32 protein-coding genes are annotated in these 24,305 nt (G+C 59.8%); 1 reads left to right on the top strand and 31 read right to left on the bottom strand.

Annotation, left to right across the window (positions count from 1 at the left end; all coding sequences use genetic code 11):
- Nucleotides 1-3: 3 nt before the first annotated feature.
- The 6 genes from A6D6_RS15850 to A6D6_RS15825 all read right to left on the bottom strand — a co-directional run bounded on the left by A6D6_RS15850 (nucleotide 4) and on the right by A6D6_RS15825 (nucleotide 2,748).
- Nucleotides 4-675 carry a PFL_4703 family integrating conjugative element protein gene (locus A6D6_RS15850; RefSeq protein ID WP_159661244.1) on the bottom strand — a complete coding sequence of 224 codons (672 nt, stop codon included), beginning with the start codon at nucleotides 673-675 and terminating at the stop codon, nucleotides 4-6.
- On the bottom strand, nucleotides 672-1,091 hold the full coding sequence (locus A6D6_RS15845) for a TIGR03750 family conjugal transfer protein (RefSeq protein WP_159661243.1): 420 nt from the start codon (nucleotides 1,089-1,091) through the stop codon (nucleotides 672-674). Before A6D6_RS15845 ends, A6D6_RS15850 begins: the two co-directional genes overlap by 4 nt.
- Nucleotides 1,092-1,115: 24 nt before the next feature.
- Nucleotides 1,116-1,505: a TIGR03745 family integrating conjugative element membrane protein gene (locus A6D6_RS15840; RefSeq protein ID WP_159661242.1), complete on the bottom strand. Its 390-nt coding sequence runs from the start codon at nucleotides 1,503-1,505 to the stop codon at nucleotides 1,116-1,118.
- Nucleotides 1,506-1,554: 49 nt separating this feature from the next.
- Nucleotides 1,555-1,782, bottom strand: a complete 228-nt coding sequence (locus A6D6_RS15835; protein ID WP_159661241.1) for a TIGR03758 family integrating conjugative element protein — start codon at nucleotides 1,780-1,782, stop codon at nucleotides 1,555-1,557.
- 3 nt (nucleotides 1,783-1,785) lie between these two features.
- Nucleotides 1,786-2,184, bottom strand: coding sequence for an integrative conjugative element protein, RAQPRD family (locus A6D6_RS15830; protein WP_159661240.1), 399 nt, complete (start codon nucleotides 2,182-2,184; stop codon nucleotides 1,786-1,788).
- 201 nt (nucleotides 2,185-2,385) lie between these two features.
- Nucleotides 2,386-2,748, bottom strand: coding sequence for a hypothetical protein (locus A6D6_RS15825; protein ID WP_159661239.1), 363 nt, complete (start codon nucleotides 2,746-2,748; stop codon nucleotides 2,386-2,388).
- Nucleotides 2,749-3,023: 275 nt separating this feature from the next.
- Here A6D6_RS15825 and A6D6_RS15820 point away from each other — a divergent pair, with 275 nt between their 5' ends.
- On the top strand, nucleotides 3,024-3,617 hold the full coding sequence (locus A6D6_RS15820) for a hypothetical protein (protein ID WP_159661238.1): 594 nt from the start codon (nucleotides 3,024-3,026) through the stop codon (nucleotides 3,615-3,617).
- Nucleotides 3,618-3,703: 86 nt separating this feature from the next.
- On the opposite strand, the gene A6D6_RS15815 is transcribed toward A6D6_RS15820, so the two are convergent.
- From A6D6_RS15815 to A6D6_RS15695, 25 genes are all read right to left on the bottom strand, one after another.
- The gene (locus tag A6D6_RS15815; protein ID WP_159661237.1) at nucleotides 3,704-4,417 is read right to left on the bottom strand and encodes a TIGR03747 family integrating conjugative element membrane protein; all 714 of its coding nucleotides are present in this window, start codon (nucleotides 4,415-4,417) and stop codon (nucleotides 3,704-3,706) included.
- Between the two features lie 10 nt (nucleotides 4,418-4,427).
- Nucleotides 4,428-6,656, bottom strand: a complete 2,229-nt coding sequence (traD, locus tag A6D6_RS15810; RefSeq protein ID WP_159661236.1) for a type IV conjugative transfer system coupling protein TraD — start codon at nucleotides 6,654-6,656, stop codon at nucleotides 4,428-4,430.
- A 21-nt stretch (nucleotides 6,657-6,677) separates the two neighbouring features.
- Nucleotides 6,678-7,151 carry a PH domain-containing protein gene (locus tag A6D6_RS15805; protein ID WP_159661235.1) on the bottom strand — a complete coding sequence of 158 codons (474 nt, stop codon included), beginning with the start codon at nucleotides 7,149-7,151 and terminating at the stop codon, nucleotides 6,678-6,680.
- Nucleotides 7,152-7,163: 12 nt separating this feature from the next.
- Entirely contained in the window at nucleotides 7,164-7,637 is a 474-nt protein-coding gene (locus tag A6D6_RS15800; RefSeq protein WP_236564128.1) for an integrating conjugative element protein, read from the bottom strand.
- Nucleotides 7,638-7,724: 87 nt separating this feature from the next.
- Nucleotides 7,725-8,396 (bottom strand): transglycosylase SLT domain-containing protein, encoded by a 672-nt coding sequence (locus tag A6D6_RS15795; protein ID WP_201303811.1) that lies wholly within the window; start codon nucleotides 8,394-8,396, stop codon nucleotides 7,725-7,727.
- 4 nt (nucleotides 8,397-8,400) lie between these two features.
- Nucleotides 8,401-9,207, bottom strand: coding sequence for a TIGR03759 family integrating conjugative element protein (locus A6D6_RS15790; protein WP_159661233.1), 807 nt, complete (start codon nucleotides 9,205-9,207; stop codon nucleotides 8,401-8,403).
- A 9-nt stretch (nucleotides 9,208-9,216) separates the two neighbouring features.
- The gene (locus A6D6_RS15785) at nucleotides 9,217-9,972 is read right to left on the bottom strand and encodes a hypothetical protein (RefSeq protein WP_159661232.1); all 756 of its coding nucleotides are present in this window, start codon (nucleotides 9,970-9,972) and stop codon (nucleotides 9,217-9,219) included.
- Nucleotides 9,969-10,661, bottom strand: coding sequence for a PFGI-1 class ICE element type IV pilus protein PilL2 (gene pilL2 / locus A6D6_RS15780; protein ID WP_159661231.1), 693 nt, complete (start codon nucleotides 10,659-10,661; stop codon nucleotides 9,969-9,971). Before pilL2 ends, A6D6_RS15785 begins: the two co-directional genes overlap by 4 nt.
- 189 nt (nucleotides 10,662-10,850) lie before the next feature.
- Nucleotides 10,851-11,192, bottom strand: a complete 342-nt coding sequence (locus tag A6D6_RS15775; RefSeq protein WP_159661230.1) for a hypothetical protein — start codon at nucleotides 11,190-11,192, stop codon at nucleotides 10,851-10,853.
- 140 nt (nucleotides 11,193-11,332) lie between these two features.
- Nucleotides 11,333-11,818, bottom strand: coding sequence for a DUF7673 family protein (locus A6D6_RS15770; RefSeq protein WP_201303810.1), 486 nt, complete (start codon nucleotides 11,816-11,818; stop codon nucleotides 11,333-11,335).
- Nucleotides 11,815-12,111 (bottom strand): hypothetical protein, encoded by a 297-nt coding sequence (locus A6D6_RS15765; RefSeq protein WP_159661229.1) that lies wholly within the window; start codon nucleotides 12,109-12,111, stop codon nucleotides 11,815-11,817. The genes A6D6_RS15770 and A6D6_RS15765 overlap by 4 nt, the downstream gene beginning before the upstream one ends.
- A 120-nt stretch (nucleotides 12,112-12,231) precedes the next feature.
- The gene (locus tag A6D6_RS15760; protein WP_159661228.1) at nucleotides 12,232-12,438 is read right to left on the bottom strand and encodes a hypothetical protein; all 207 of its coding nucleotides are present in this window, start codon (nucleotides 12,436-12,438) and stop codon (nucleotides 12,232-12,234) included.
- Between the two features lie 117 nt (nucleotides 12,439-12,555).
- Complete coding sequence (locus tag A6D6_RS15755; RefSeq protein WP_159661227.1) at nucleotides 12,556-12,906, bottom strand: CCDC90 family protein; 351 nt, start codon at nucleotides 12,904-12,906, stop codon at nucleotides 12,556-12,558.
- 301 nt (nucleotides 12,907-13,207) lie between these two features.
- A complete protein-coding gene (locus A6D6_RS15750) occupies nucleotides 13,208-14,122 on the bottom strand; it encodes a hypothetical protein (RefSeq protein WP_159661226.1) in 915 nt (304 codons plus the stop codon).
- A gap of 19 nt (nucleotides 14,123-14,141) precedes the next feature.
- Nucleotides 14,142-14,417, bottom strand: coding sequence for a hypothetical protein (locus A6D6_RS15745; RefSeq protein ID WP_159661225.1), 276 nt, complete (start codon nucleotides 14,415-14,417; stop codon nucleotides 14,142-14,144).
- Between the two features lie 56 nt (nucleotides 14,418-14,473).
- Entirely contained in the window at nucleotides 14,474-16,624 is a 2,151-nt protein-coding gene (locus A6D6_RS15740; protein WP_159661224.1) for a DNA topoisomerase III, read from the bottom strand.
- Between the two features lie 318 nt (nucleotides 16,625-16,942).
- Complete coding sequence (locus tag A6D6_RS15735) at nucleotides 16,943-17,389, bottom strand: single-stranded DNA-binding protein (protein WP_159661223.1); 447 nt, start codon at nucleotides 17,387-17,389, stop codon at nucleotides 16,943-16,945.
- A 477-nt stretch (nucleotides 17,390-17,866) separates the two neighbouring features.
- A complete protein-coding gene (locus tag A6D6_RS15730) occupies nucleotides 17,867-18,400 on the bottom strand; it encodes a hypothetical protein (RefSeq protein ID WP_159661222.1) in 534 nt (177 codons plus the stop codon).
- Nucleotides 18,401-18,454: 54 nt separating this feature from the next.
- Nucleotides 18,455-18,895: a hypothetical protein gene (locus tag A6D6_RS15725; protein ID WP_159661221.1), complete on the bottom strand. Its 441-nt coding sequence runs from the start codon at nucleotides 18,893-18,895 to the stop codon at nucleotides 18,455-18,457.
- 243 nt (nucleotides 18,896-19,138) lie between these two features.
- A complete protein-coding gene (locus tag A6D6_RS15720) occupies nucleotides 19,139-19,954 on the bottom strand; it encodes a PFL_4669 family integrating conjugative element protein (RefSeq protein ID WP_159661220.1) in 816 nt (271 codons plus the stop codon).
- Nucleotides 19,955-20,328: 374 nt separating this feature from the next.
- Nucleotides 20,329-21,447: a hypothetical protein gene (locus A6D6_RS15715; RefSeq protein ID WP_159661219.1), complete on the bottom strand. Its 1,119-nt coding sequence runs from the start codon at nucleotides 21,445-21,447 to the stop codon at nucleotides 20,329-20,331.
- 147 nt (nucleotides 21,448-21,594) lie between these two features.
- Complete coding sequence (locus A6D6_RS15710) at nucleotides 21,595-21,990, bottom strand: type II toxin-antitoxin system VapC family toxin (protein WP_159661218.1); 396 nt, start codon at nucleotides 21,988-21,990, stop codon at nucleotides 21,595-21,597.
- Nucleotides 21,987-22,253 (bottom strand): AbrB/MazE/SpoVT family DNA-binding domain-containing protein, encoded by a 267-nt coding sequence (locus tag A6D6_RS15705; protein WP_159661217.1) that lies wholly within the window; start codon nucleotides 22,251-22,253, stop codon nucleotides 21,987-21,989. Before A6D6_RS15705 ends, A6D6_RS15710 begins: the two co-directional genes overlap by 4 nt.
- 636 nt (nucleotides 22,254-22,889) lie before the next feature.
- Nucleotides 22,890-23,771: a hypothetical protein gene (locus A6D6_RS15700; RefSeq protein WP_159661216.1), complete on the bottom strand. Its 882-nt coding sequence runs from the start codon at nucleotides 23,769-23,771 to the stop codon at nucleotides 22,890-22,892.
- On the bottom strand, nucleotides 23,756-24,305 hold a 550-nt coding region (locus tag A6D6_RS15695), incomplete at its 5' end, for a hypothetical protein (RefSeq protein ID WP_236564127.1). The genes A6D6_RS15700 and A6D6_RS15695, both read right to left, overlap by 16 nt.

The raw sequence follows: 24,305 nt of genomic DNA, 5'->3' as shown, positions 1-24,305 counted from the left end.
GAATTATTTCTCCGTTGAGTCGGCGTTGCCGGTCGGGTCGTCACCGGTATCGCCACGGGGCACGGACAGCCGTTGCGGGGTATCGGCCAAGCAATCCAACTGCAACCCCCAGGGATTGCGTTCCGGGTCCACATCGGCGCGCACCACGCGGATCGGATAGCGCACATAAACGTCACGGACCGGGGTACCGGCGTAGTGTTCGTCGATGGCCAGATCGAGCGTAACGACCCAGTGGTTCCGATCCAGGATGGTGACCGCGTCCTTGCGGAAGCCCCGTCCCGGGATCTCGTACATCCCCCGCACGCGCCCCTTCAACTCCTGGCGGCGCTGACGGGCGGCGTAGTCGTTCTCCAGATACACCTGGCATTGCGGGGTCAAATACGCGCTGTACGCGTGCAGGTTCCGTTTGTAATCCACCTCGCCGTTCGCCGGCCATCGATTGAGCTGTTGCCAGATATAGAATGAAAAGCTGTAGACGGTGCTGGGCGGCACCTCCCACCATTTGCGCGTGCTGCCGGAACGCAGATCGGGCGGGTTGTGGATGGTGAGATCCTGGGGCGCGCTTTTCCAGCCCCACCACATCCCGCCGCACAACAGCAGCAACACGGCGACGATGACCCGCAACGTCAGGATGTGGGCATCGCGGGCGGACTGAGCGTGTCGAAATCGACTCATACTCCCTTCCGGTTTTTTTGAGTGGATTGAGAGGGATGGGTGCGGTGCTTGGAGCGAACAGCAGCGTGCCGCCGGGTGCCATAGATAGCGGACTGGGTAATAAAGCGATGGCGGCTGGCGAACCCGCGCAAGGCGAGTGACCAGGCGATGCGGCGATACAGCCAGGTCTCCGGGCGGCCACGGCGTAGACGCCGTAACACGCCCCCTCCGAACCACACCACCGCCCCGGCACCCAACGCGCCACAGGTCGGAACCATGGCGATGCCGAGCGCGAAGGCGGCGACAATGCCCGGAATCAATCCCACGGCAACGCCGGCACCCGCCGCCAAGGCGACCTCCCGGCCGGTCATGCCCCGGAATACCACCGGAGCCTGATTGAGCCGGGAGGGCAAAAAGGTAATGGTGGGTGTGGCCATCGTAATCCGCCTTGAACCGATGACTTACAAAATTTCGGCGGCTTTGGTGGCCAGCCAGATCACGGCGACGATCAGAATGATGCCGACCACGATGGTGATCCCGAAGGCGCCCCACTGACCGCGCTCAGAGGCTTCCTTGTACTTGGCGAGCGCCGATTGCCCCACGATGTAGAACGCGACGGTGGCGATGATCAGCCCGCCCAGGATTGCGGCGTCGTATAGGTAGTTCTGAATGGTCTCCATCAAACCACTGCCTTCCCCCCGGGTGGGTTCATCCATGGTGGGCAGCTGAGCCAGGGTTGGCGATGACGTGATACCCACGGTCAGCAGGGCCAGGACCCGGTAAAACAGCGTCTTGATCTCGTGAATGCGATGACGGCTTTTTTGGAACACGGGATGGAAAAAACGATTCATCGTAACAATCTCCATAGAGTAGTGAGCGCAGAGCAGGTGAAAGGGCGACTTAAGAAAGAAAAACCCAGGACAGCAGGAGGACGACCACCGCGATGCGGATTACGGCGCGGCCGGCGATGGTCCCGGGCACGCGATGGCTGGACCAGCCGTGGAAGGTGCTGATGTAAGCCCACGCTGCCCACAGCAGCACGGCGGTGCAGCCGAGCCCGGCGATGACCAGGGCGAACAACGCCCAGGACTGGCCGGCCCCAACTTGAAACGCGGAGGAGGGATCCATACGTCACTGGCGCTCCAGGGCTGTGTCAGTGAGATAGTCACCGGAAAGCGGCGTTGGGCGCCGTGGTGGCAGGCGCGGGGGCGCCATGTAGGACTCAATGCCGTCGATAACGATTTGCAGATCGCGATGCAGGGCGTCCACATCGAGGAAAACCCGTTGGCCGGCGCGGAAGGCGTGGGCATCGGTCTGGTGACGGACGGGCCGAGAGGCGAGCCGATCGACCACCCGTTGCAGATCCACCAACCGTTGTTGGAGCAACGCCAGATCGCGCCGTTGGATGGCGTCGTTAACGTCACTGGCAACGGCAACACGGGAGGCCCCACTGGTGACCGCTAAGATCAAGACAGCAGTGAAAGCGGTCAGAGTCCGTGTGCGAAGCTGTAACGAAGAGGGAAACCTCATGCCCGGTCAGTCCTGTGATGAACGTGATGACCGGAAGGCTAGATAAGGGGGGAGGCGCGCGGAACGGATAATCCAAACGTCCTGACGTCAGAATTTTGCGAAAAAGGTGGGTTTTGAAATGCGGAGAAAGAGGGAACGTCATCAACTTGGTTTGGCCAGATGCGTACCCCCCAATTCAATGTGGAAACCCTCTTGGGCTGATTATCGACTTCTTTGGCGGGCCCGTACGCCACTCCATACCATGAAGTAGTGGTCAGCCTTTTCACAGGCGTTGATCAGTTGATGTAAAAAAAGCCTTTCGGTTTCAAGGATGCTGATCAAGTACTCGCAGCGATCGTCGATATCTGGATGATGAGAGCGGAGCCATATCTCGATTTCATCCAGACCATCGAGCCGGCGATACACGCCGGAGGTCTCGAACTGAACCACGTTCAGAACCCGCCCGAGCCGGGTTTGTCGTCGCCGTTGACGCTGGCCGCGCATGGTACGGCGATTGAGAAGTCGGCGCTGAAGTAATGATATCGAGTCGATGATCGTCAGATATAGCCTTCGAACAGGCCCCATAGGCTGCGCTCCTTCTTTAGTGGGTTATTGCGATATCCCTTCACATTGGGAAGGCGAAACGAAAAGTGGGGACGATGGGAGGTGTTCCAAGAGGGGAGATGCGGAAAAGCAGCGCCTTTCTTGTCTGGCTCAAGGCTGGGGTCTCGAAGGCCAAGTGAAGCCGGAATGGGGTTAGTAGACATATATTTTCAATGATATATTATTCCTATTGTCCTGATCCTCTGAGTTCGAGGCGGGATCACCCATTACTCATATCTAACTATTCGGGGCATAAAATGAGTACCCAGAAGGAAATGGAGTTATTTGAGAAGCGGATTGTCGCGGCAGTTGAAACCCTCAAGAAACATCAGGATATAAATAGCTCTGAGCGCTATAGTAACTCGGAAATCAACGAGGCGAATCTTACGCACCATATTGCGGGGGAATTAATCAAACACGGTGAGTACTATGTCGCCGCTGAGTACCCGCTCCCTATGGGGATGCGCCTGGACCTGATGTCCTACCATTTGGGGACGGATCCTTGGATTGGGATAGAGGTTAAAAATCGGCTGCACTCAAATTCTGGACCGGTGCTCGGTGATCTGAAACGTTTGGCTTACCTTGATCAATGCCCAGAATTTGAAGACGACGTGATCAAGGTGATGCTGGTCATGAACCGCTATCCAGAGCTCTCTGCCTGGTGGTCATCACGCGGTGAGATTGAGTTGCAGGGCATCGCGGCGATACAAAGGGACCAGGCTGCGGCACCGGGTGAGTATAAAGAAATCGGGGCCTTTCTTCAGAGGCCAGGATCCTTGGTTGGCCGAGTCGAGTGGGCCACTCCAGAAGGGGACTGTTTGTACGAGGTTCTTTACGTTGTCTTTTCCTAAACTGCAGTGATGATACGATCGCCCTGAACCGCCACTGGCTCGGGGCTTCTGGCGAATACCCCCGTTTATTGCTTGGTATGCCTCAATCATAAATACTTTTTAAATGACCCCACAGCGATGCTGACGATCAGCCCAAACAGGCTGGCACAGGGCAACAGGAAGGTGTTGGGATGGATGGACCAGGGGACACTCAAATAGAGTAACCAGCCGGTGATGAAGACCGGCCCGGCCCAGCGCTTGGCGTGATGGTAGATGAACGCGGATTCCCTTCCCGCGCCGAATTTACGCAGATCGCGCCGCACCAGCCCATCCACGAACCCGACCAACCCGGCCATTATGAACAGTGGGAAGGTCAAGAATAAGATCACGGCCCGTACCAGGATGACCAGTGCAATGTAGATGGCGGCCAGGAGGTAGGTCGCTACAGTGCCCAGCCAACCGGATTCATTGGAATACTGCATCAGCGCGGGCCCAATGCCGGTTTTAATCAGAACGGTATCGAAGGCCGCTTCCACGGCGGCTTGTACCGTCACCACCGGGTTGGACAGCAACAGTGATTGCGTAAAATGGCTATCCAACCAGCCGACTTCCGTATGCATCATGTGCAGCGCATGCTCGGCCCCAGGCTGGTCCCACCACTGGAACGCCATTCCGACCCATTCGATCAGGACCGCTGAGATAATCGAGATTAAAAGAACCGCGAGGATCCGGAACGGCAGCCCCAGCAGCCGGGACAGAAGACCGGGTGGGGTACGACGCCCGTGCCTGGGCTGAATGGATTGAGCCGTCGTTTCCGCCATGGTTTACCCTTCAGTCCTCATCCACGCCGTCATCGAGATCATTCAGGTCGTTCGAATAACCGGATGCGACCTCAAAATCCCCCTCCCAGTTTGTTTTTTGAGGCGCAAGACCGGCGATGGACGAGGCCGGCGTTGCCGGCACACCAACGTCACCGGTCGGCGGGGTAATCTGGATGGGTGCGGGCATCACCGTTTCCCACCAGTGATCGCCGGTGTGGTATTTCTCGCGCATGCGTGACGCCAGATCCGCGATGCCGTCGGGGATCTCCTTGCCCGTGTCCGGTAACGGCAGGGGCATCCGGATCTTCCACAGCTGCCCGCCTTCTAGGAGCGCGAACGCCTGGCCCTTGGGGAGTGAAACGACATCGGCCGGTTCGATCATGGGTACCTGCACGGTGGAGACGCGGTCACCGCCGGAACTGGAAAAATCCTGATCCGTATCGACGTTGCTGTTGTCCGAGGTCATCGACATCAGCATGCGTTGGTTGATGGAGACCTTTCTGAGTTGCCGGGTCAGTAGCTCCGCGGTTCGGTCCTCCCGCACCCGCAACATGATCACATTATTAAAGTTACCTACCACCTGGCGGGCTTTCGCGGCATTGCCGATGCGCGCCTCAATGTCGGACAGGGTCTGCGTATAGGCAGTAACTTGAATGCCGGCACCGCCGCCCTTGTTGATCAGCGGAATAAACTCCTCGCCCATGAGTTCGTTGAATTCATCGCAGTGCAGGTTGATGGGGAGTTTGCCGGCGCGACGTCCGATATCAGGCAGGCCATCATCGATGCCGTGCTTGTAGATGTGGCCGGCCATACTGACCAGATCCGCGAACATGGAGTTGCCCACGGCCTGGGCGACTTCAAAGTCGCTCATGGCATCCAGCCCGATATACACAATCCCACGCTGGCGAATAACCTGACGCCAGTCGAAAATGGGACGCTTGTCTTCCAGATCGGTGTAGTCCGGGCTCAGCAGCTGGGCGGTCTGGCCGGTGGTGAGTTTTTCCAGCAGCGGCAGCAAACTGGCGACGATTTTATCGAAGTAGGTTTTGTCGTAGCGGACGGCGGATCTAAGCCCTTGCAGCACGGTATCGGCTACGGGGTTGCCCTGTAAGTACAGCTCAATGGCGACGACCCGGGGGTGACGGCCCTGCATATTGCGGGGGATGGCGTTCGGCTTGAGTTTTCCTTCAATCTCGCGGATCTGATCCCAGGCGGTTTGATCGTATTGAGGTAACACCGCGACGCAGTACTCGATCATGATGTCATCGATGTTGATGACGTCGGCCAAGATTTGTTCGTAAGTGGGACGCTGCCCCAGGGCGTGCCTGGCCCGGGCCACGATATTGACAAACCGCCAGGCGAATTCTCTGAACGCGGCGCTGGTGCCCTCTCCAGACAATTGCCCGGAAATGCGTGTGGCCACCTCGGAGATCCGCCCGAATCGGCCCACAGCATTATACCGCGCCGATAACGCGGGGTACCCCAGATGAAAAATGTGGAAGGCGTCGCCGCGGCCGGCGCGGTGCGCCTCGATGTACATGCGCATCATGAGGTCCGCATCGCCCTTGGGGTCGAAACAGATCACCACATCGCCCCGGTGGATATCTTGAGTGATCAGTATCTCCGCCAATCGTGTCTTCCCGACCCGAGTGGTGCCTTCCACCAGGGTGTGGCCAACCCGTTCTCCCAGTGGCAGGTACACGTCGCGTTCGCTAGGCTCAACGGCGTGCAGCGCCGGCAGGCCGCCCACCGGTGGCAAGGGCCTCACTGGATTAAACGGCGTATCGGCGCTGAGCAGCCGGATAGCCGGTGCGGCCCAGGCGTAACGATCCAGTCGGTTCTCCAGGGACCGCGCCAACCGGTAGGGTAAGGACGGATCTAAATAAAACTGCGTCTCGGGCAACTGCGCTTCATACAGACGGCGAGTGTGAATGGCCTCCCAGCGGAACCCTTTGCCGAGCCACAATTGGCGGTGGCTCACCGGGATCTGCCGTGACGTGAGACTGAACCGGGGAAGGCGCTTCATATTGCGGCGATAGCGCCAGATCCGCCACGCCTGCCGGCCCCGGATGCCCCCGAACACCAAAAAGCCGGCGGCGGTGCCGTAGCCGATTGAAGGCGTCAGCGCGATGGCCCAAGGCGCCCACAAGCACAGCACGGCGCACCCAAGGCAAGTGCCTGCCGTATAGGCTTCCACGGCAGGGCGCAACAAGGACTCAATAGGGTGATCCTGGCTCATGCCGCGTCTCCGATCACTCGATCACTCGATCACGCGCACGCCCTTGGCGCGGCGTGCGGCTTCCACCTGGTCCCGCAGCTGCTGGCGTTTGGACTCGGTGTCGGGAACGGCCTGCAGGTTAATGCGCGGGGTGGACCGGTCCGACCCCAGCACGTAGAGATTGCCCAATCCCACCAATCTTAAAAAGAAGGGGGCGGAGAGGCCGGTATCTTCAATGCGGTACAGCTCCACTTCCTCGGTGTGGCGGGTGAGCACTCCGAACTCAATGCGCAAATGCCGCGGCGTCAGGGTGTAGCGCGTACAGCGCACCACCAGGTAACTCCAGAGCGCGGGCGGCACGAACACGAGACCCACCATGGAAAACGGCCAGGGCAGGCCAACGACGGAGAGTGGCACGGCCACGGCGACCACAAAAAAAGTGGGGACGTTCAGCCATTGGCTGGGCCGGGCTGTCCAGATGAGGTCCTCGCTGCGGGATACGGAGTCGGTGGTCATGATGGTCTCCGGTCACTGCTCCAGTCGGGTGGGGGTGATCAACACCGGGTAGTGGGTGAGGCTGAGACGCTCTGCAAGATCGTCCCCAGGGATCGGGCGCAGTTCCAGCCCCGGTGCCCGTTCGCGCAGGGCGGCGAGGTCCTCAGCGGTCGCCACGTTGACCACCATCCCCACGGCCCGCAGTTCAACCAGCCGCTCACGGCGTTGCTTGAGCCACCGCACCGAGTCCGGATCCGTGCCAATCAGGAAAAAAGGGGTGGTGCCGGGAGGGAGATCGAGCGCGCGAGGCACTACCGGCCCGATACTCAGCCGCTCGGACACCACTGGCAACATGTCCGCCTCAGTCGCGGGCCGGTCCAGCACAGTGTCCGGCGTCGCTACGACAAAGCCGTCTTCCTCATCCACCTGCGCCGCGCCGATGGCCACGTAGTACGGCCGGGCGGGCTGTCCGCCTTCGTCGGCAACCACGGTGAGCGGTGAATTCACCTGTGCGTGTACGGCGGAGGCGGTCGTGATGAAGGTGAACAGCGTGATGAGGGGGCGGATCAACATGGGGCGCAGCCTTGCAATCAATTAAAAGGAAAACTCGTAGGACGCCGTGTGTCTGTCTGGCGGCTCAGAGGACGTGACGCCTTGCCCGCCCTGGTGAACCAGGAAGACGGTGGCGCTGTTCAGCGCCTTCATTTCGGCCAGGAACGCCCGCCGGTAGCGCCGCGCCGGTTCGCCACCGGCAGGGCGGTGATAGCGCCCTGCCGCGCGGCCCCAATCGCCGTTGCTGCCGCCGTCGTTATGCCGCTGACGCAGCAGGGCGGCGGTGGCGTCCAGATTGTCGTAGGGATCCAGGGCGTCGCAGGGATTGGCGAACCGACCATTGTTCCCGAACAAATCCGGATTCCAACGGATATTGAGCTGACCCAGTCCCACGTCGATCACCTTCGTATTTTTTAATGCCCGGTTCAGTGCTTGGCAGGCCTGGTTCCGGTTGGGGTAACGGTAGCCCCGGCCGGCGACATTGAGCGTCCAGGGCCAGGGGCGTTTGCCGACGTTGAGTGACGTCCCGGACTCGGTGTGGGCGAGGGCGTACAGCACCGTTGGAGGCACCGCATGGCGCAGAGCCGCGGCGGTATACGCCGGCGGCACCGCATGGCCCTCGTTGGTGTTACCTATGCCATTGGCAACAGCGGAGAGCGGGGCGAGCGCCATCACAAGGGCAAACACGCTGAGTAGAGACCGCGGTAAGGCCATGCCGTTACTCCCCCGCACTAATGGCCGCGCCCAGTACCCGGGGCAAATCATTCCGACCCATGCCGTCCGGTGCGTGGTTGAGGGTGATTTGCCCGCGGCGCACCCGATCAGCGGGAATGGAGAGAGACCGCGCCCAATCGCGAATGGAATCGTCGTTGTTTGCTCCAACGACATAGATGTCCAGCGCCGGCAAGGCGCCGGAGGCAACCCTGTTTACCAGCCGGCGCACGGTCCGATCACAGGCGGCGCAGCGTGCCAAAGCGGTGAAGACACGCGGTCGTCGGCTATTGTTTAAGACCGCCTGGGCGATCATGTCCGGTGTGGCGGTGGGGGAGCTATCGTCGGCGATGGCTTGCTCATTCGGGTACAACCGGGCAAACGCATCGTCGTAGGCGCGTTGGAAGTCGAGCAGACGCTGCACCCGGTCGTGTTCGAGTCTGGCAAGCTGCTCAGCATAGCGCCGCCGCTCTTCGTCGGTCCGTGCCTCAATACCCAGCAGGGTCAGCGGATCCAGTGTGTTGGACCGGTAGCCGTGCATTCCCTGCATCAGGGTCTCATAACGGTCCCATTCTTTTTCGGAGAGCCCCCAGATCTGGGCTTTATCCTCTCGGCTGAATTGGCTATCTGTCTCCGTGCGACTAGTAGGCTGGCGCACGGTGGTTTTATGTGGATCAGCGGGAACCGTTGAATCAGAAGAAGGGGCCCCGTTCGCGCCGTCCGTGGCGGCGAACACTGGGGCGGGGGTGGTGAACGCCACCGGAAAAATCAGGAAAATCGGAGCTATCAATGTGAACGGAAAGGGCCGGATCATGGCGATGACCTATGAGGACGGGCTGGAAAACGGGACGGTGACGGTCTCCCGGTGAACCCGGAACGTCGCAAACCGGTCCGAGATTCCACTGAGTATCCAGCCCCGGTACTGATCCCCAATGGCCATGAACCGCACATCGGCCAGACCGGTCGCAGAACGGGGCGTCACGCCGACGTATTCAATGCCGCCCCGCAATTCCACGCCGGTCAGCAGAAACGGTGCGGTAGGCTGGTCGCGTCGGGCTGCGGCGCGAGACGAGGCGGCGCGTGCTTTTTGAGCGGTCAGGGTGGCGGCCTTCTTCTCAAGTGCATCCAGGCGTTCGTTGTTTGCGGTGATGCCGGCTTCCGCTTTTTCCATCCGGGCGGTCAGCGCGTCCAGTGAGGCCGTTAAGTCTTCGACATGCGCGGCCATGGCGTCTTGCACGTCCCGGGTCTTGTATTGCAGTTCCTCGAACAGATCGTCCTGTTGCTCTTCCAGCGCGTTAAGCCGGCTTGAAACGACGTTATTTGGGGTGTCCACGGGAGCGGCTTCGTCATCGGATTCGACCGGCGTAGTGGTCGGATCCATGTCGCCCATGCCGATATCGTCGGCGCCATCAAGATCGCTGGACGGCGCGGGCCCCACGGGTAAGGCCGCGTCCACGCTGTCCGAATCACCGGCGACGGATGGGGTGTCGTTGTTGTCATCAGAGCCGCCACAACCGGCGATAAGGGCCGCCACCAGGAATACCGAAGCGCCGACTGGAAACGATAGAAACCGCATCATTCACTCTCCTGTTTTTGTGAGGCGGGGCTCAGTCGGGCTTTCATGCGCGCTTGGTGGGCTTGCGTTGCGGCTGATTCCCCAGCATCGAGATGTGCAGCCGTTGTGCTGGTTTGGTGGGTTGGGGTGGCTATTTCGGTGGCGTTCTCAGGGGCAGGGGTGCGAGCGCGAAAACACACTGCTCGGCGCCGCGGATCCTGCTGGAGCACCCAGGCCGGCCCGGCCAGAACCTGCAGGGCCTCGTGCAATGAGGCAGGGCCCAGATTCCGGTGCGTAAGCGGCAGCGGCTGATTCGCCAAATCCGGAGACACCTGATCACAGAGGTGGTACCCGGTGCCGGCCAGCAGATGCGTGAGGGCGTCCTTCACGGTGACCGACAGTGTGCTGGGGATAGCGACGCGAACGACCTGGTTGATCAGCCGCTCCTGGCCGGAGGATGTGCCCAGTTCCCATAACTGGTAGCGTCCGGTGCGGACTACCTGGGGTGCGTCTGAGACTTTTTCCATCATGTACAGATCGGGCGAAGCATCCGTCAGTCCACTGGCCGTCTGAGTTTTAGGCGGTACGGGGGATTCCGGTGCGCCGGACGACGCAGGCATGGCTTGATCCGGGGGCATCGCCGAGCAGGCCCCCAATAGTAGGACCAGGGGCAGGCTGAGCACGGAAACAAAGGAATGCGGTAGGTGTTTCATGGACGGTCCAAGCGTGTGTGACGTGTCAACGCCTGGAACGGTGCCGAAGCGGGCTGGGGCGAACAACGGCTAATCCGCTGCCGCGTTGTTTTAATTAATGGAAATAGAGAGGCGGGTGCTGAGACAGTGACAATAAAAAGGGCGCCAGAGGCGCCCGTGGTGGAAGGAGGTGGAGAGGGTTAATCGTCATCAGGGAGCGAACTCAGGGAGATCACCGCAACCCAGAGGGCAGCAATTTGGGTCAAACCCGTGGTAGCAATCCCCGGTGTCCATCCAGGCCTCGCGCATGGCCTCCAACTCGTCTCGCGTGACGTAATCGCCGTGCTCTCTGGCCGCGTCGAGAATCGCCGCTTTGACGGCCGGATCCTCTATCGCTTCCAAAAGCGCATCGACGCTCCCGGAAAATAGGTCCTGGTAAATCTCATAGGAAGAGCCGGAACACTGCGTTGCTTCCCTCGCCAGGTGTTGAAGCTGTGCCGCGATGGCCGCTGGCGTCGTGAGATGAGTGGAATCAGAGTTGGAATCAAACATGGTGGTTCTCCTTAACGTACAGGGGAAAATGGAATAGGGAGAACACCACGCGTTGTCTGAAAGCGTGCCCAAAGGGGATGTGTTCCCCCGGGGGGGAGAAGAAGGAGGGGCGCAGTGCGCCCCGGAAGGGTAAAGCGTCGTCAGGCTTCCTCCTCAAGCAAATGAGGGCGCCATTGCCGGATGATAGCCTGGAAGTCGTCCTTAAAGCCGAGCGTGTCCGGATAGACCTGCCGTCGGCACAAGAACCGAATGACCACTTGCATGGCCTGAGTGATCTCATCATCCAGGCCCCACAGGTCGGTGAGGGCAAACGCCCCACAGGAGGCGCTGTTCCACCAACTCAATAAAAAGTTGGCCACCCTGGCGCTCTGTCCGGTGTCGGATTTGGCGAGCCGGATCAGGTAGGTCAACGCCCAGTATTCCTCGGGACTGAGAATCGAATGAGTCTCACCATTGCCTGAGCCCATTCGCCGACCCTGGTGCCGTTTCAAACGCCGCTCTTGGGCCTCTGACAGCTCGCCGGCCCAGTAACCGCAGTGCACACAACGCACCGCGATGGCGGTGCCGTCCATCAGGTGATCCGCCTCATTGCCACAAGACGGGCAGAGTGAGTGATAGATGTTCATAGGACCTCCGTGGACGGTGTGAATGCATGGGCATCAGGCCGCATCAGTTGCTGCTCGTAGTCCGACTTAATGGAATCAAGAAAACCGCGACAAAACTGCCGCCGCAGATCGGGGATACGACCGAGATCACCCGGGAGCACCAGACGAAACCGGCCGGCCATGTAGGAACAGTGCCGCGCGTGGATCTGTGCGGCGGGGCTGCCCGTGGCTTTCCAGCGAGTGAAATGATCGACCGCTGAGCGGGCGTAGAAGGTGCCGCGATTCACGCGGTGTTGTAGATCGAGATGGGACATGGTCGTTCTCCTTAACGATAGGGATCGAGGACGGCGGAGAACCACCACGTCACCAGCTGGTGACGCCCCTGACGGGATCGGTGACGCCCCGTCGAGGGTGAGGGTGTGATTCGAGCCGAATTACGGCGTGTGCTTTTGTGTCCAGTTGCCTGTATCCAGTGCCGTTTGGGCGGCGTTCCGGGTCGGCCAGTATTCTTCCGATTCCCGTGAGACGGGACCGAGTTCGTCGCTGCCGGTGCCGATGTAGTAACCGGCGCCACTGCACAAAACGCGGAGGGGTAAAGACAGGCCGCAATATTTCACGGCGAGATATCCAGTCTGTTGCATGGTCTTTCTCCTATACGGTTAAAAGACACCGAGAAACACCACACAGACGTCTCCCTAACGGGAAGGTGGCTCCCGGTCAGGGTGAGTTGTGAATAGGGGTAAGAAGAGTGGCTAGGTCTAGCCGATAAACTGGAACAGGGCCATCAGTGCGCCGACAGCGCCGATGATAGCAAACGTCTGGGTCCGCAGTGACGAGTGGAGTTCAGTACGAACCTCAGCGATGTCCTGTTTCAGTTCGGTACGCAGCTCGACGATATCCTGCTTCAGCTCAGTGCGCACAGCGCTGATATCTTGCTTCAGTATAGTTTGGGTCTCGGAGAGATCCGTCTTGGTGGCAAGTGTATGCTCGGCAGCCTCCCGAAAGGCGGCGCCGTGCGCTTCGGCGATGGTGTCAGCCTGCTCCTCGGAGAGGCCGGCGTTCCGTAGTTTCTTGGCGAAGGCCAAGGTGTCGATGGCGTACATGCTCATCTCGTTCAGCTCCTCTGATTATAGGATACACAGAGGAGCACCCGCCGGGGAGGCTCCCCGTGTGGGTGGGTTGGAAAGAAGGATCGAGGCCCGAAGGCCGCCCCATTGCACGATCCGGGTGGGGCTTGAAGGGCGCTGCGTTAACCGGCAGCACGGTATTGCCCGTTCATCTCATCAAAACGGGACGTATCCGTCAATACCGCCCTGCTAGCGCCTGGTTCGTTGCTGGTCCAGATGTTCGGAATGCACCAACGTGCCCCTGTCGAGCGGTAAGGCCATCCAGACCACCTAAATCAGGGGCTTATGAAATCAGATCGCCCAGCTCTTCTCTGGCCAGTTCCACCAGTTCAAAGCGTCTGTGGCTCTGGTCAGGGGTATGCGTCAGCCGCTCAAAGAAATCGTAATCGAACGTGATGATCTCTTCGTGGATCACCGTGGGGTCGATTTCTTGATCCCAGCGGACGGATACGGAAAGGCGCATGGTTTCCAGCAGCGATCCCTGCTCGGACTTTCGAGGGTGATGCCTTATGAAGCACAACGCCGCGCTGAAGTAGCGTCGTTTTTGCCCCGGGGAGGTCGGGCGCGCGAGCAATCGATGGGTTTGAGGATCGATATAGGCTTCCGGCACGTTCTCCAGGAGGGCGCTGATGATGGCGTCGTTGCGGATAGCCTGACCGTACAGGTCTGTCGAGTCGGACATATAGGCGAAGATCCAGGGGACATTTCGGAGCATCGCACCGGTGTACATGAAACCTTGCTCCCCGCGGTATTGACGCAGCATTTTCTGTAAGGTGGCGCGAGAGAAACGCACGCCGATCTGTTTCTCAAGCAGGTAAACGACGCGATCGAACTGCTCAATCAGGAGAGTAACGATCTTACGGGGTATCCCGTCAAACCGAGAGCGGCGATCCGACTTGTTGTGCTGACGAGGTTTGAAGTAAGCGCAGTTATCGCGTTCCTCGGGATCGAGTTCCGTCAAGCCCCTGATGGATTGCGTGGTGTGCTTTCCGAAGGGACGTGGGGTATTGGCGGGCAGTTTATACAAGCCGATGAGTTGAATGGGATTGTCGCAGCCTGGGCAGACGGCGAACTGGGACGTTTTGCCGTCAGAGGACGGCTGGTACCAGGGGTATCGGCACCGCGTCTCCTCCTCGAAGCGGTCCTTGCTGATGGGCTTGCCGCGCGCATCGCGGGTCTTGAGTTTGTACACATCCATGGTCTCCGTACTCCGACGCTCACTCATTGGCCGTATTGGGCCCCATAATCTGAGCCAGGTCCAGATGATAGCGCTCAGCGACGTTGGACCACCACAGGGGCGCTAGAGGGGGGATGGCCCCCTGCTGCTCCGCCAGGGAGAGGCACTCCAGCACGGTGGATATCGACAACGAGAACGCGTGGTGGCGATCGCGCAAGGCGAACACAAGATCGTAGCCGCAGCAGTCGTTGGTCACCTCGGTGCCAGCGTGCTCCGTGAGTTGGGCCGGGTTATTCAGGATGTCGTCGTGGTTCATGGTGGTCTCCGTCACGTCGAGGTTGCGGGTCCCGGTGGAACCCGTGTCCGAGAGGGTTAATCGAAACTCAGCTGCACTTTCCCGTCTCGCAGTGTCGCCTTCGCATCAAACTTCTTGCCTTTTTTCGAGACCAGTCCCTTCAGGGCCACGGTCTTGCCCACCAGGAGCCCGGCGGCCTGGTTGACCGTCAGTTTCTTACCGAACGTGGTTTTCCAGACGGTGTTGCCGCAGGAGGTGCAGTGCCAGCTTTTGGCGGTCTCATTGGCGGAGCCACCACACTGACAGGGCAGCGCGTTGTTTTTGACGGTAGCTGCCAGGGCGGACAGGGTTTGTCCCTTCGCATACGTGACAACGGTGTTGAGCCAGTCGAGCTGGCGGCGCATGAAGTCGTCCATTGCGGCCTCGCCTGTGGCGATATCTTCCAGAGCCTGCTCCCAGGCGGCGGTGGTATCGGGGTTGGTGATCGCACTGGGCAGTGCATCGATCAGCTGACGCCCCTGTTCCGTGGACACCAGGTGACCCCGTTTTTTCTCAATGAAACCCCGTTTTTTCAGGGTCGCAATGATGTTGGCCCGGGTGGCGCCGGTACCCAGGCCGGCCGTGTCCCGTAAGATGGCGCGTAACTGGGGATCGGTCACCATCCTGGCGATGTTCTTCATGGCGGCGATCAGGGTGCCGTCGGTGTAACGCGCCGGCGGTGTGGTCATCTTGCGATTACAGCCCACGGACTGGACAGCACAGGACGTGCCTTCCGGCAGGTCCGGAACGGTGCCGTTGTCGCCACTTCCGTCTTGCTGCTCCTCTTCACCGTGAGGATCATTCCCAGCGCGCTGTGCGGGCTTCGACGAGGGGAACAACCGGGTCCAACCTGGATCCACGGTGGCTTTTCCTTTCGCCACAAAAGTATGCCCCTGGATCGACAGGGTCAGTTCCGTTTCATCGTACTGGTGGTCCGGGAGGAACTGGACCAGATACTGTCGCCGAATGAGACCATACACCTGCCGTTCCGTCGCTGACAGGCGGTCCAGATCGACGGACTCCACGGTGGGAATAATGCCGTGGTGCGAGGCTTTTTCCACTACGGTATCGTTCCACGCCTTGGTCCGCCGATTTATATCCAGCGACGGCTGTATCAAGGCCAACTCCGGTTCCCTGGCCAGCAGCGCGCGCAGCACCTCGGGAGCCTCGCTGTGCATGCTGGTGGGCAGATACCGGCACTCCGTTCGCGGATAGCTGATCACTTTATACGTCTCATAGAGCGCCTGAGCCGCCTTCTCGACCTGATCGCCTGCCAACCCGAACCGCTTCCCCGCCTCCTGCTGCAAGCTGTTCAGATCGAAAGGCAGCGGCGGCGCCGCGCCTTTGCTCTCCTTCTTGCAATCGGTGACTTTAGCCTGTGCTCCGACACTGGAACACTGCTGCGCCACGGTGCGGGCCACGGTCTCATTGATGCAGCGGCCTTGGCTGTCGCAGTGCTCTGCTGGTGGTTGCCAATGGGCTCGGAACGCGGGTGCCGCAATGCCCTGTGCCTCCAGGGTGCTGGTAATCGTCCAATAGGGAGAGGGCTTGAAGGCCTCAATAGCACGATCCCGATCCACCACCAGCCGTAGCGTCGGGCTCTGCACCCTCCCGACGGGCAACACACCTGGATAGCCGACGTTTCGGCCCAGGATCGTGTAGGCCCGGGTTAGGTTCATGCCCACCAGCCAATCCGCTCGGGCTCGAGCCAGCCCGGCCAGATACAACGGGTACGTCTCCGTCCCGTCGCGCAGTTGGGACAGCGCCTTGCGGATACCCGCGTCGTTCAAGGCCGACAGCCATAAACGCTGGGTCGGGCCCCGGTAGCCACATAGCGCCATCACTTCCCGGGCGATCACTTCGCCCTCACGATCCGCGTCGGTGGCGATCACCAGACGCGACGCCCGCCCCAACCATTTTTTTATGATGGTGAACTGGCGTTGGGCGCTGGGCTTCACCACTAGGCGCCATTGCGCCGGAATGATGGGCAATGTGTCCAGGGACCACGATTTCAGTGCCGGGTCATAGGCCTCCGGCGGCGCCATCTCCAAAAGGTGGCCAAAACACCAGGTCACGACCACGTCTTCCGACTGGGTGTTTCGGCAGCCATCGCCCTTACGAGTGGCGCCAAGCACCCGAGCGATGTCCTGACCTTGTGAGGGCTTTTCGCAGAGATAGACCGTGGTCATGCGACACTCCTAAACAGCGAAAAATGAAAATGGATACCCCGGTAAAAAAAGACACCGGCCATGTTGGGGGGGGGAGGGGAGGCCGGTGCCGAAGCGTTAATCGTTGCAATCGAGACCATCAAGAAGAAAGAGGGGAGCCCGGAGGCGGTCTCCCCTGGCAGATCACAGCCCCTGTGTTCAGCGTTTGGGCGAGTCCAGATGAGGCGAAGCCTGTCTGAAGCCAACCAGAGGTGCGGGTGCCTGCTCTGCCTGCCGGTGTTTTATCCCACCGCCGGCTGGGGGATAGTGCTCGGTGAATTCGGGTCAACGCCGGGCGCGTCAGAATGCCCCGGCACCTGTGTCATCAAAAGACGATTGCGGATCCGTGTGTTCCGGCTCCGCCGCTGCGCTTTGCCCTGGGGAGGCTTTCGGGCGCAGCGTCACGCTTTCCAGGCGGGCCAGTTCCAGCGTGACACTACGGGCGTTGACCTCCTGGGACGTCATTGCCTCGCCATCTTTTTCCCAGGGACGCTCCAGTAGTGTTCCCTCCACGCGAACGCGCATTCCCTTACGCAGAACGCGGGCGACGTGCTCGGCGCGGTTGTCCCAAACGGATACGGTCAGCCAGCAGCCTCCTTTATCGACAAAGCCTCCGTTGCCGTCCGGAACGGAGTGATCGAAGAAGACGCGCATACTGGCGACCTTACGGTCCTCGCCGTTGACTTCGACAGTACGCAGTTCCGGGGCGGAACCGAGATTGCCTGAGCCGGTGATTCTGAGTGCCATACGGTTACCTCAAGGGGGGATGACGTAATGGATCGTGATAGTGAAGCATTGGTGATCAGGCTGAACGAAATGGGTAGGGCACCCAATATATAAACGAGACTGCAATCCGTGGGATTTTAATCACGATGAGGATCGTGAGCGCCGAGACCGATTTTTGGACTGACCTTTAGGCGGCTTGCGACCGTCGTTGGGCCTCGGGAATGCGGGGCGGGCCCCCTGTCGCGTCGGCGAGGCTGGTCTTCGGTGTCTACACTGTAGACACCGGATCGCGTCTGGCTTGAGAATGGCCGACATCACGGCGGGTGGCTCGTGGTGGGATACATTGGCGCGGACGATGACAGGTCGGTGTGAGGCTGGTGCTTCCTGAATCGTGCTGTCCCTGGAGTCCAGAAAGTGCTGAGTCAATCTGGTCTCACGACGGGGTGTCTGACCCACCCGCCGTGATACCCCAATGTTGTGCTGACGCCCACGTCCTGATTAAGGGGCCGGCGCAAGACACAGACCACGTTCCCCCAGGACGTTAGCCGGCGAACGTTCGGCCAGATCCTCCAGCGTGACAGTCTCGATGTTGGCGGATTCGGTGCGAGCGTCCAGGGCGGTCAAGCTGAACGCGCTCATCCATAGATGCCCTTCCTTCCCAGTATGTGGTTCCAACGTCATAACCACGAGCAGCTGGGGTTGGTACCCGGTCCAGCCGCGCACCTCGTCTTTATCAAACTCGAACACGAGCTGGTCACCATCGAGTTTGCCCGGCGCGGAAACCGGAAACTCGCCAAAGGCGTTGGAGCGCAAGCGAGCAATATAGGACGGGTTACGCCTTTCGGCGTCATCGATGCGGATGTCCAAGCGCATATCCAGCGCAGCGGGCAAGCCACTGCCGGGCATGCACTGATCGCCCAGTGTGCCGGTGTATTGACCCTCGAAGTGCGGTGGATCGCTGCACCCCGACAGCAAAACCGATGAAATCAAAAGAGTCATAAGGCAAAGCTGTTGTCTGGCTGAAAAGGTCATGTATCACCTGTGTGTCACGTGGAACAAAAAAAGTGAATTGATGGCGCTCTATCTCTACCCGTGCTGTTTACCCTGTTTACTCATAGCACCAATGGCACTGACGTTGGCCAGCCAATCCTGCAACCGCTGACGCTCGTAATGGCGCAGCGACAACGTCAGATTGAGATCCAGCCGCTGGCGCTCGAACTTCAGATAGTGGGGGCGGGCGGATTCGGGCAGTAGTTGCAATAGCAGAGCCCCGCCTTCGCTGGCGAGGTTGACCGGATGATTGAGCCCAGCGGGGATGTCCTGGCCGCGCCAGTGCCGATGACTGGACCGGCGCCACCGGTACAGTGTCATGGTGCGATTGGGGTAGCGCACCAGGTAGAAGGGGGACCGGGGAAACCGCTGCCGAAACGCTTGGCGCAGATTTTTGCCGTCCTGTTCCGCCTGGGCGATCTGTTGCTCCAGCTCTGCCAGCCGAGCCCGGACCAGATGAACGCGGTATGCCGTCATAGTCGATAGATGCCTTGTCAGCCCCTCTTACCCTTAAAGGGTTAAACCCTTTAAAGGGGAGTTTGTCAGAAAATAGGGGACCTGCGTTGTCAGAAAAATTTGAGGGTGTGTTGTCAGAAAGCTAGGAATGACTGCGCCAGCGTCTGGGGCCGCTCCGCCTCCGAAGTGATTACAGTGTAATCACCGATAGGAGGCCAGCGTCTGGGGCCGCTCCGCCGCGGCAACGCATCATGAATGCTCCAGTTAATCCTTGCGACTGACATCCGGATCATCTGCCGCAGCATCTTTGTCTTCAGGGTCGGCTTCCTCTGGCGCAGCCTCAGGGCCAGAGGTATCAGCATGGCCCCTGAGCGGCGGCGCGTGGGCCGCCCGCAGCGCACCACTCAGTATCTCGTCGGGCAGTTCTCCCATCAGCTCGATGGCACGCTGACCCTTCTGGGTAGCCTGGCGCACATCGTCACGGGTGACGGCCAAATGTCGGTATCCTTGAATGGTGGCAAACAACCGCCGAACGCCCCGACCTGATTCCTCAAGATGGCGCTCGAAGGTCTCCCGATCCATCAGGCCGACAAAACGAGCGGTCATGACCGCCAGGACCAACTCATCCAGATCCGCAAGAAGGTATGCCCCCTGATAGGCGTAAGGCGTTCCAAATGTCAGCTCGACAACGGCGGGCTCCAGGGAGTGGGCGAGCGCGATATCCATGGCCGGTGCGCTCTCCAGAAGCCGATCGATATGCTGGCGCAGCCCCTGGATCTGCTCACGCACGGCATCCGTTTCCTGCTCGACGCGGAGCAGCCACCAATCCGCATACGGATCATCATTCCCCGCAGCGGTCCACAGCTGCCGTGTCATGGCCGCGTACCGGTAGAGACCGACAATGGCCGGTACGCCTGCTGTGGGGTCGGCACGCCGGCCGTGAATCAGACGTTGCGCCACCCGTGTCTGTATTGTCATCTTGACGGAGTTGGTCAGCCGACCCGGTTCGATGGGACTGCCGCCAGAGGAAGGGGCAGGAGAAGTACGAGAGGTGTCGTTGGGCTGGGTGTTGTCGGCCATGGCGTCGTTCACTCGATTTGTCGCAGTGTTGTCAGACGCTACTGTAAAGATTGGGGGGAAGGCCGGGGCAGATAATGTACATTATGATAGGCTCAATTTTTTTAGCCCAATGAAGAAAAACCTGATTTCACCCTCTATTACTGTTGGCGGGTCAGCATAGCAATGGCAATCACCATGATGATGCCGAAGAGAAGGGAGAACACGCTGGGCCAGATTACCTGGTATAGGATCATGCCGATGGCGGGAATGCCGATAATCCACACCGCTGGGACGCGCCACCAGCCTGAGACAATGGCCTGGTGATCAGCAGGGCGAGCACCGTGGACATGGCGACGCTGATTGGCCAGTTCGTGTTGACAGTGTCGAAGGTCATATCAAAACGTGTCTTCGATGGCCGGATGGAACTCAACGTGGTCACAGTGGAAGGTATCGCGGGCGATCTGCACGAACCGGAAGACCGCACGTAGTGTGGGGAGCTCACACACATAGACAGGATCGTTCGGCGACTCGGACTCTCGGGATAGCCGGAGCCGATGGCCTACCGTCAGCCTGAATTCGCCGATCGTCTCTCCGGCAGCGTTCTCCAGACTCAGCGACGCGCGTGGGGGCCGGCAGTCCGGCGTGTTGTCGTAGGTATTCAGCGTCAGGGTTATGGCTGATTCACTGGGATCACCAGCAACGGCTTTCAGGTATCGGGTGATATCCTCCCTGATCGCGTCAACGCCATTACCCGGAGATAACTCTGTCAGTCCGAATTCGCCCTTGGCATACGCGGTTAGCGTCATTTCGACAGTGGTGTTTTCGCCGCTATCCGGATCATGGGCCTCCTGGATAAAGGTGTAGGCACCAGGTCCCGTCCACACCACGTTGACCTGCTCAATAGCAGCGTCTCGGGAAGCCGGTAGTTCGTGCAACGCCCAATCTACGGCGTTCGGCCGCTGGAGCAGGATCCAAACCGAGGGCCACGCGGTTCGCTTTGGGGCCGTGGTTTTCTCAGGCTCTGAAAACAGGCCTTCCTTAAGGTCAATGAACGTTTGACGACGTTGCTCCGCGAGTTGCTCAGCGCGGACCCGTTTCCGATTGATCCTTCGCGCCGCGATGAGGTCCCGGCGCCGCGGTAGATAGGCCGATTGCATCCCCTGGATCAGGAAGGTGTTCACCTCGGGATTCAATTGCGACAGACGAATGAGTTGCGCCACGCCTTCGGGCGTCGCCAGATCGTAATCATCACGATCAGCAAACCAGGCGGCAATGAAGGTGAGGCCGAGCAAAACGGTTAGGACAGCGAAGGGGTTGGTATACATCGCCCAGATGCCATCGCTGAGCAACGCGCCGGATTCGATGATCCCAGATACGCTGGACAGCCATCCCAAAAACCCAATGAGGAGGCCAATTAGTAAAAGTCCTCGTGTCCCCGGTCCCGCCCACGCCCGTCTGAAACACGCGGCTCGGTCACTGATTATCCGGTGCGGCCGCTTTATAAGTTTCATCACCAAAACCCTCCCTCCGAAATGTGTTGTCAGCGATAACCTGAAACACAAGGGCAGGAGCGACAACGGAAAATAGGAGCGCGGTGATGTGTTATTTAAGAGAGAGGGACGGCTCCCTGATAGCGCCGGATTCCCTATACGATGTACTTATTAAAGCAGGCGGGTTGTTTGCCCTTGTTTTTTCAGCAGGGAAACGGCCTTCTTGTCGAACGAGACAAACGTGTCCGCACCGAGCCAGGCCCCATCGTAGGCAATGACGCCGTCCGCAAAGTCTCCGCCGGCTTCCAAGAGGGCCAAACCCGCTTCGGCCGCTGGCCGGTTAACCACCACGTTTTTTGTGGTCAGAAGCAGGCGGATCGCCGTGGCGATATCCGCACGGCCCACCTTGTAGCCGCGACCCAGCACCCAGACCAGCTCGCACAAGGTTTGCAGGCTGATGGCTACCATGTCGGCCTGTTCCAGGGCACGAACGGCACGGGCAGCTTGGGGCTTGTCATCGTTAACGATGGCACGAACCAGGATATTGGTGTCAGCGGTGATTTTCATTGCCCGTCGGCTCCTGCTTCCGAGCCTGCCTCCGCGATCACTTCGTTGATGTCCTCGATGCTCAGGTGGGCGCCGTTGGTTTTGTCTTCGAGCACGCCCCGCAGCGCCCGGAATGAGCCCTTGGGCCGAGCGGCCCGCAGCGTTGCGCGCCCATCGGGCAGCAAGTCCAACTCGATCTTTTCGCCAGGCTTGATCCCTAGATGCTGCAGGATCTCTTTCCGAAAGGTCACTTGGCCTTTAACGGTCACGGTGAGTGTGCTCATGGTTCAGCTCCTATCTGGATGTGGCTTAATAGTAATGTTGAATTGCATTACCTTCAAGGCCATTGGAGACCATTCACACCTAACCCTGTAGACGCCTCTGTACCCGGAGAATCCTATGCCGCGTAGCGGCATGATAGGCGGCACACCGATCGTCTGATTGATGCTGAAGCGGCGGGCCGCCGGCGCCTTGGCCCCGACACCAATGCGTGCCTCAGTCTCTTGCCCGCCCACGTTGTATAGAACCCAATGCTATAAGAGCACGGTGGACAGGACCGGAGACCGGCCCTTCACACTGTATAGCTGGTGTTGTCAGTGCGTAGCACTGACGTATAAAAAGCGCTTTTCCCAGATGGAGCCCCTTGGGGCGACAGCGGGGCCTTCTCCAGGCAGCTCTGCTGCCTAGAGAAGTCTTTAAAGGAGGGTATTAATGTCCGCCATTTAAGCCAGAACCCTCCCGACAATTAAGTACCGGTACCCAGAGTGTTATCCACAGAATTAGGGATTAGCGCTCATCGTTTGGGGAAGGCGGGCTGGATTTGCCGGCAAGAACACACACGGATTAGGGGGAAGTGCTGCCAAATCATCAGAATGAACGGGCTGGAAGGGGTACGAGGGAACCAAAAGACAATAGGGTACTTACCGTGACTGCAACCAAGTCAGCGCGGCGCGGTGGACAGCATCGGGAGAGAGGGTCGGATCCTGGATCATCAGATCGGCGCATTTCAGGGTGTAAGCTCGCCGTGTTTCCTCATTCCAGTTCGACCAGGTTTGCGGTGGTCCTGTGGGTGGGGACTGAGGGGAGGGGGCACTGCCGACGCTTCCATGCTGGGACGTTGAACTGCCAAACGCGCGCCCCTTCAGGATCAGCATGAACCGGGCGATGTCCGACAGGGATCGTGGATCGGTTCCGGACAGGGACCACTTCCGTGCCTGTTTTTCCAAGCGCCGGCTGGCGGTGTCGCGTTCCCGTTTCACGCGCCGTTTCGAGAACCCCAGTGCCTCAAAGAACTCCACGCGTAAGGCTTTCAGGGCCACAAAGATGTGCCACTCGCCATCAATGAAACGGCGGACCTGGCTGGAGACGACCACGCCAGCGTTACGCAGGTCGCGCCAGGCCCGCTCCACCTTCCGCGATACCCGTGTAGGCCCTGGGCAGAGTCCAGCCTTGTAACCCAGGTACGACAAGGTGAGGGGGCGAAACCCCTCTCTTGTCGGTACCCCCACACGCAGGCTTGCCAGGTCCACATAGCGCAACAGCGCCAAACCCAGCCGCACGCACGCGTCCCGGCGCTCCACGCGCTGCTGCCGCCAACTGCCATTGGCGGTGTTGAGTGACGGCAACACGCGGGTTGGCCAGTAAACATAAGCCATCAGCCGTCCCCCGGCGTCTTTCAGGATATCCGGTAAGGGGCTGGACTGAAGTAGATCAGACAGATACGCCCTGGCGGATGGGCTGTACTTGACCCGCGTCGGCAAAGTGCCTTGGAGGTGGCTGTCTTTCCCTAAATGGGTGTCCATCGCCTCCCTCCCGCAAGCGCGGGAGAGGGGGCGGGGTAGCGAACCACAGACTCCCTCTCTCGTTGCCACAAATGCAATGAAATCGACACTTGCAACACGCTCGCGGGAGCGATAGGCTCCGAAGAAGCGAGCGTGAGCGTGAGCGTGTTGAGCGTGTCCATGTCGAACGTGTTCGTGTTCGTGTTCGTGTAGATGTGATTCGATAAAACGCTGGCGGCGTTGATGTCGATCTGAAAAATAACGGCTTCGTTCGTGGCACCCACCACGAATGAAGCCGTTTTTCTTTGTGTGCTTTTTAAGGGTTTGCCTTGGTTTTTCAGGGGCAATGCGGAAGAAAGCGCAGAGGCGCAGGCGCGGTCGGCCAGGGAGCCGGGCGTATGCGATACAGCACACGCCATATTCGACATACGGCGGTCGCACCGAAAGCGGGGAGAAGACGAAGACACGGCCACGGCTATCGCCCTGCGGCTTGCCGCGATCCGGGCTCTGGGCGTGAGGAACGCGCCGCCCGCTGCGAGCCCCGCTTGCCGGCCC

This window comes from Alcanivorax xiamenensis (genome assembly GCF_009846745.1).
Taxonomy (GTDB): Bacteria; Pseudomonadota; Gammaproteobacteria; order Pseudomonadales; family Alcanivoracaceae; genus Alloalcanivorax; species Alloalcanivorax xiamenensis.
Note: the sequence above shows the minus strand (reverse complement) of the source record. Positions and strands in the feature narration are given on the sequence as shown.

Excerpts from the sequence above, each read along its gene's own strand:
- A6D6_RS15840 (WP_159661242.1), bottom strand. The coding sequence starts at position 1,505 with ATGAATCGTTTTTTCCATCCCGTGTTCCAAAAAAGCCGTCATCGCATT.
- pilL2 (WP_159661231.1), bottom strand. The coding sequence starts at position 10,661 with ATGAAACACCTACCGCATTCCTTTGTTTCCGTGCTCAGCCTGCCCCTG.
- traD (WP_159661236.1), bottom strand. The coding sequence starts at position 6,656 with ATGAGCCAGGATCACCCTATTGAGTCCTTGTTGCGCCCTGCCGTGGAA.
- A6D6_RS15830 (WP_159661240.1), bottom strand. The coding sequence starts at position 2,184 with ATGAGGTTTCCCTCTTCGTTACAGCTTCGCACACGGACTCTGACCGCT.
- A6D6_RS15845 (WP_159661243.1), bottom strand. The coding sequence starts at position 1,091 with ATGGCCACACCCACCATTACCTTTTTGCCCTCCCGGCTCAATCAGGCT.
- A6D6_RS15755 (WP_159661227.1), bottom strand. The coding sequence starts at position 12,906 with ATGAGCATGTACGCCATCGACACCTTGGCCTTCGCCAAGAAACTACGG.
- A6D6_RS15790 (WP_159661233.1), bottom strand. The coding sequence starts at position 9,207 with ATGATCCGGCCCTTTCCGTTCACATTGATAGCTCCGATTTTCCTGATT.
- A6D6_RS15745 (WP_159661225.1), bottom strand. The coding sequence starts at position 14,417 with ATGAACCACGACGACATCCTGAATAACCCGGCCCAACTCACGGAGCAC.
- A6D6_RS15820 (WP_159661238.1), top strand. The coding sequence starts at position 3,024 with ATGAGTACCCAGAAGGAAATGGAGTTATTTGAGAAGCGGATTGTCGCG.
- A6D6_RS15710 (WP_159661218.1), bottom strand. The coding sequence starts at position 21,990 with ATGAAAATCACCGCTGACACCAATATCCTGGTTCGTGCCATCGTTAAC.
- A6D6_RS15770 (WP_201303810.1), bottom strand. The coding sequence starts at position 11,818 with ATGAACATCTATCACTCACTCTGCCCGTCTTGTGGCAATGAGGCGGAT.
- A6D6_RS15720 (WP_159661220.1), bottom strand. The coding sequence starts at position 19,954 with ATGGCCGACAACACCCAGCCCAACGACACCTCTCGTACTTCTCCTGCC.
- A6D6_RS15750 (WP_159661226.1), bottom strand. The coding sequence starts at position 14,122 with ATGGATGTGTACAAACTCAAGACCCGCGATGCGCGCGGCAAGCCCATC.
- A6D6_RS15825 (WP_159661239.1), bottom strand. The coding sequence starts at position 2,748 with ATGGGGCCTGTTCGAAGGCTATATCTGACGATCATCGACTCGATATCA.
- A6D6_RS15785 (WP_159661232.1), bottom strand. The coding sequence starts at position 9,972 with ATGATGCGGTTTCTATCGTTTCCAGTCGGCGCTTCGGTATTCCTGGTG.
- A6D6_RS15735 (WP_159661223.1), bottom strand. The coding sequence starts at position 17,389 with ATGGCACTCAGAATCACCGGCTCAGGCAATCTCGGTTCCGCCCCGGAA.
- A6D6_RS15730 (WP_159661222.1), bottom strand. The coding sequence starts at position 18,400 with ATGACCTTTTCAGCCAGACAACAGCTTTGCCTTATGACTCTTTTGATT.
- A6D6_RS15815 (WP_159661237.1), bottom strand. The coding sequence starts at position 4,417 with ATGGCGGAAACGACGGCTCAATCCATTCAGCCCAGGCACGGGCGTCGT.
- A6D6_RS15705 (WP_159661217.1), bottom strand. The coding sequence starts at position 22,253 with ATGAGCACACTCACCGTGACCGTTAAAGGCCAAGTGACCTTTCGGAAA.
- A6D6_RS15760 (WP_159661228.1), bottom strand. The coding sequence starts at position 12,438 with ATGCAACAGACTGGATATCTCGCCGTGAAATATTGCGGCCTGTCTTTA.
- A6D6_RS15850 (WP_159661244.1), bottom strand. The coding sequence starts at position 675 with ATGAGTCGATTTCGACACGCTCAGTCCGCCCGCGATGCCCACATCCTG.
- A6D6_RS15835 (WP_159661241.1), bottom strand. The coding sequence starts at position 1,782 with ATGGATCCCTCCTCCGCGTTTCAAGTTGGGGCCGGCCAGTCCTGGGCG.
- A6D6_RS15765 (WP_159661229.1), bottom strand. The coding sequence starts at position 12,111 with ATGTCCCATCTCGATCTACAACACCGCGTGAATCGCGGCACCTTCTAC.
- A6D6_RS15700 (WP_159661216.1), bottom strand. The coding sequence starts at position 23,771 with ATGGACACCCATTTAGGGAAAGACAGCCACCTCCAAGGCACTTTGCCG.
- A6D6_RS15805 (WP_159661235.1), bottom strand. The coding sequence starts at position 7,151 with ATGACCACCGACTCCGTATCCCGCAGCGAGGACCTCATCTGGACAGCC.
- A6D6_RS15795 (WP_201303811.1), bottom strand. The coding sequence starts at position 8,396 with ATGGCCTTACCGCGGTCTCTACTCAGCGTGTTTGCCCTTGTGATGGCG.
- A6D6_RS15740 (WP_159661224.1), bottom strand. The coding sequence starts at position 16,624 with ATGACCACGGTCTATCTCTGCGAAAAGCCCTCACAAGGTCAGGACATC.
- A6D6_RS15775 (WP_159661230.1), bottom strand. The coding sequence starts at position 11,192 with ATGTTTGATTCCAACTCTGATTCCACTCATCTCACGACGCCAGCGGCC.
- A6D6_RS15725 (WP_159661221.1), bottom strand. The coding sequence starts at position 18,895 with ATGACGGCATACCGCGTTCATCTGGTCCGGGCTCGGCTGGCAGAGCTG.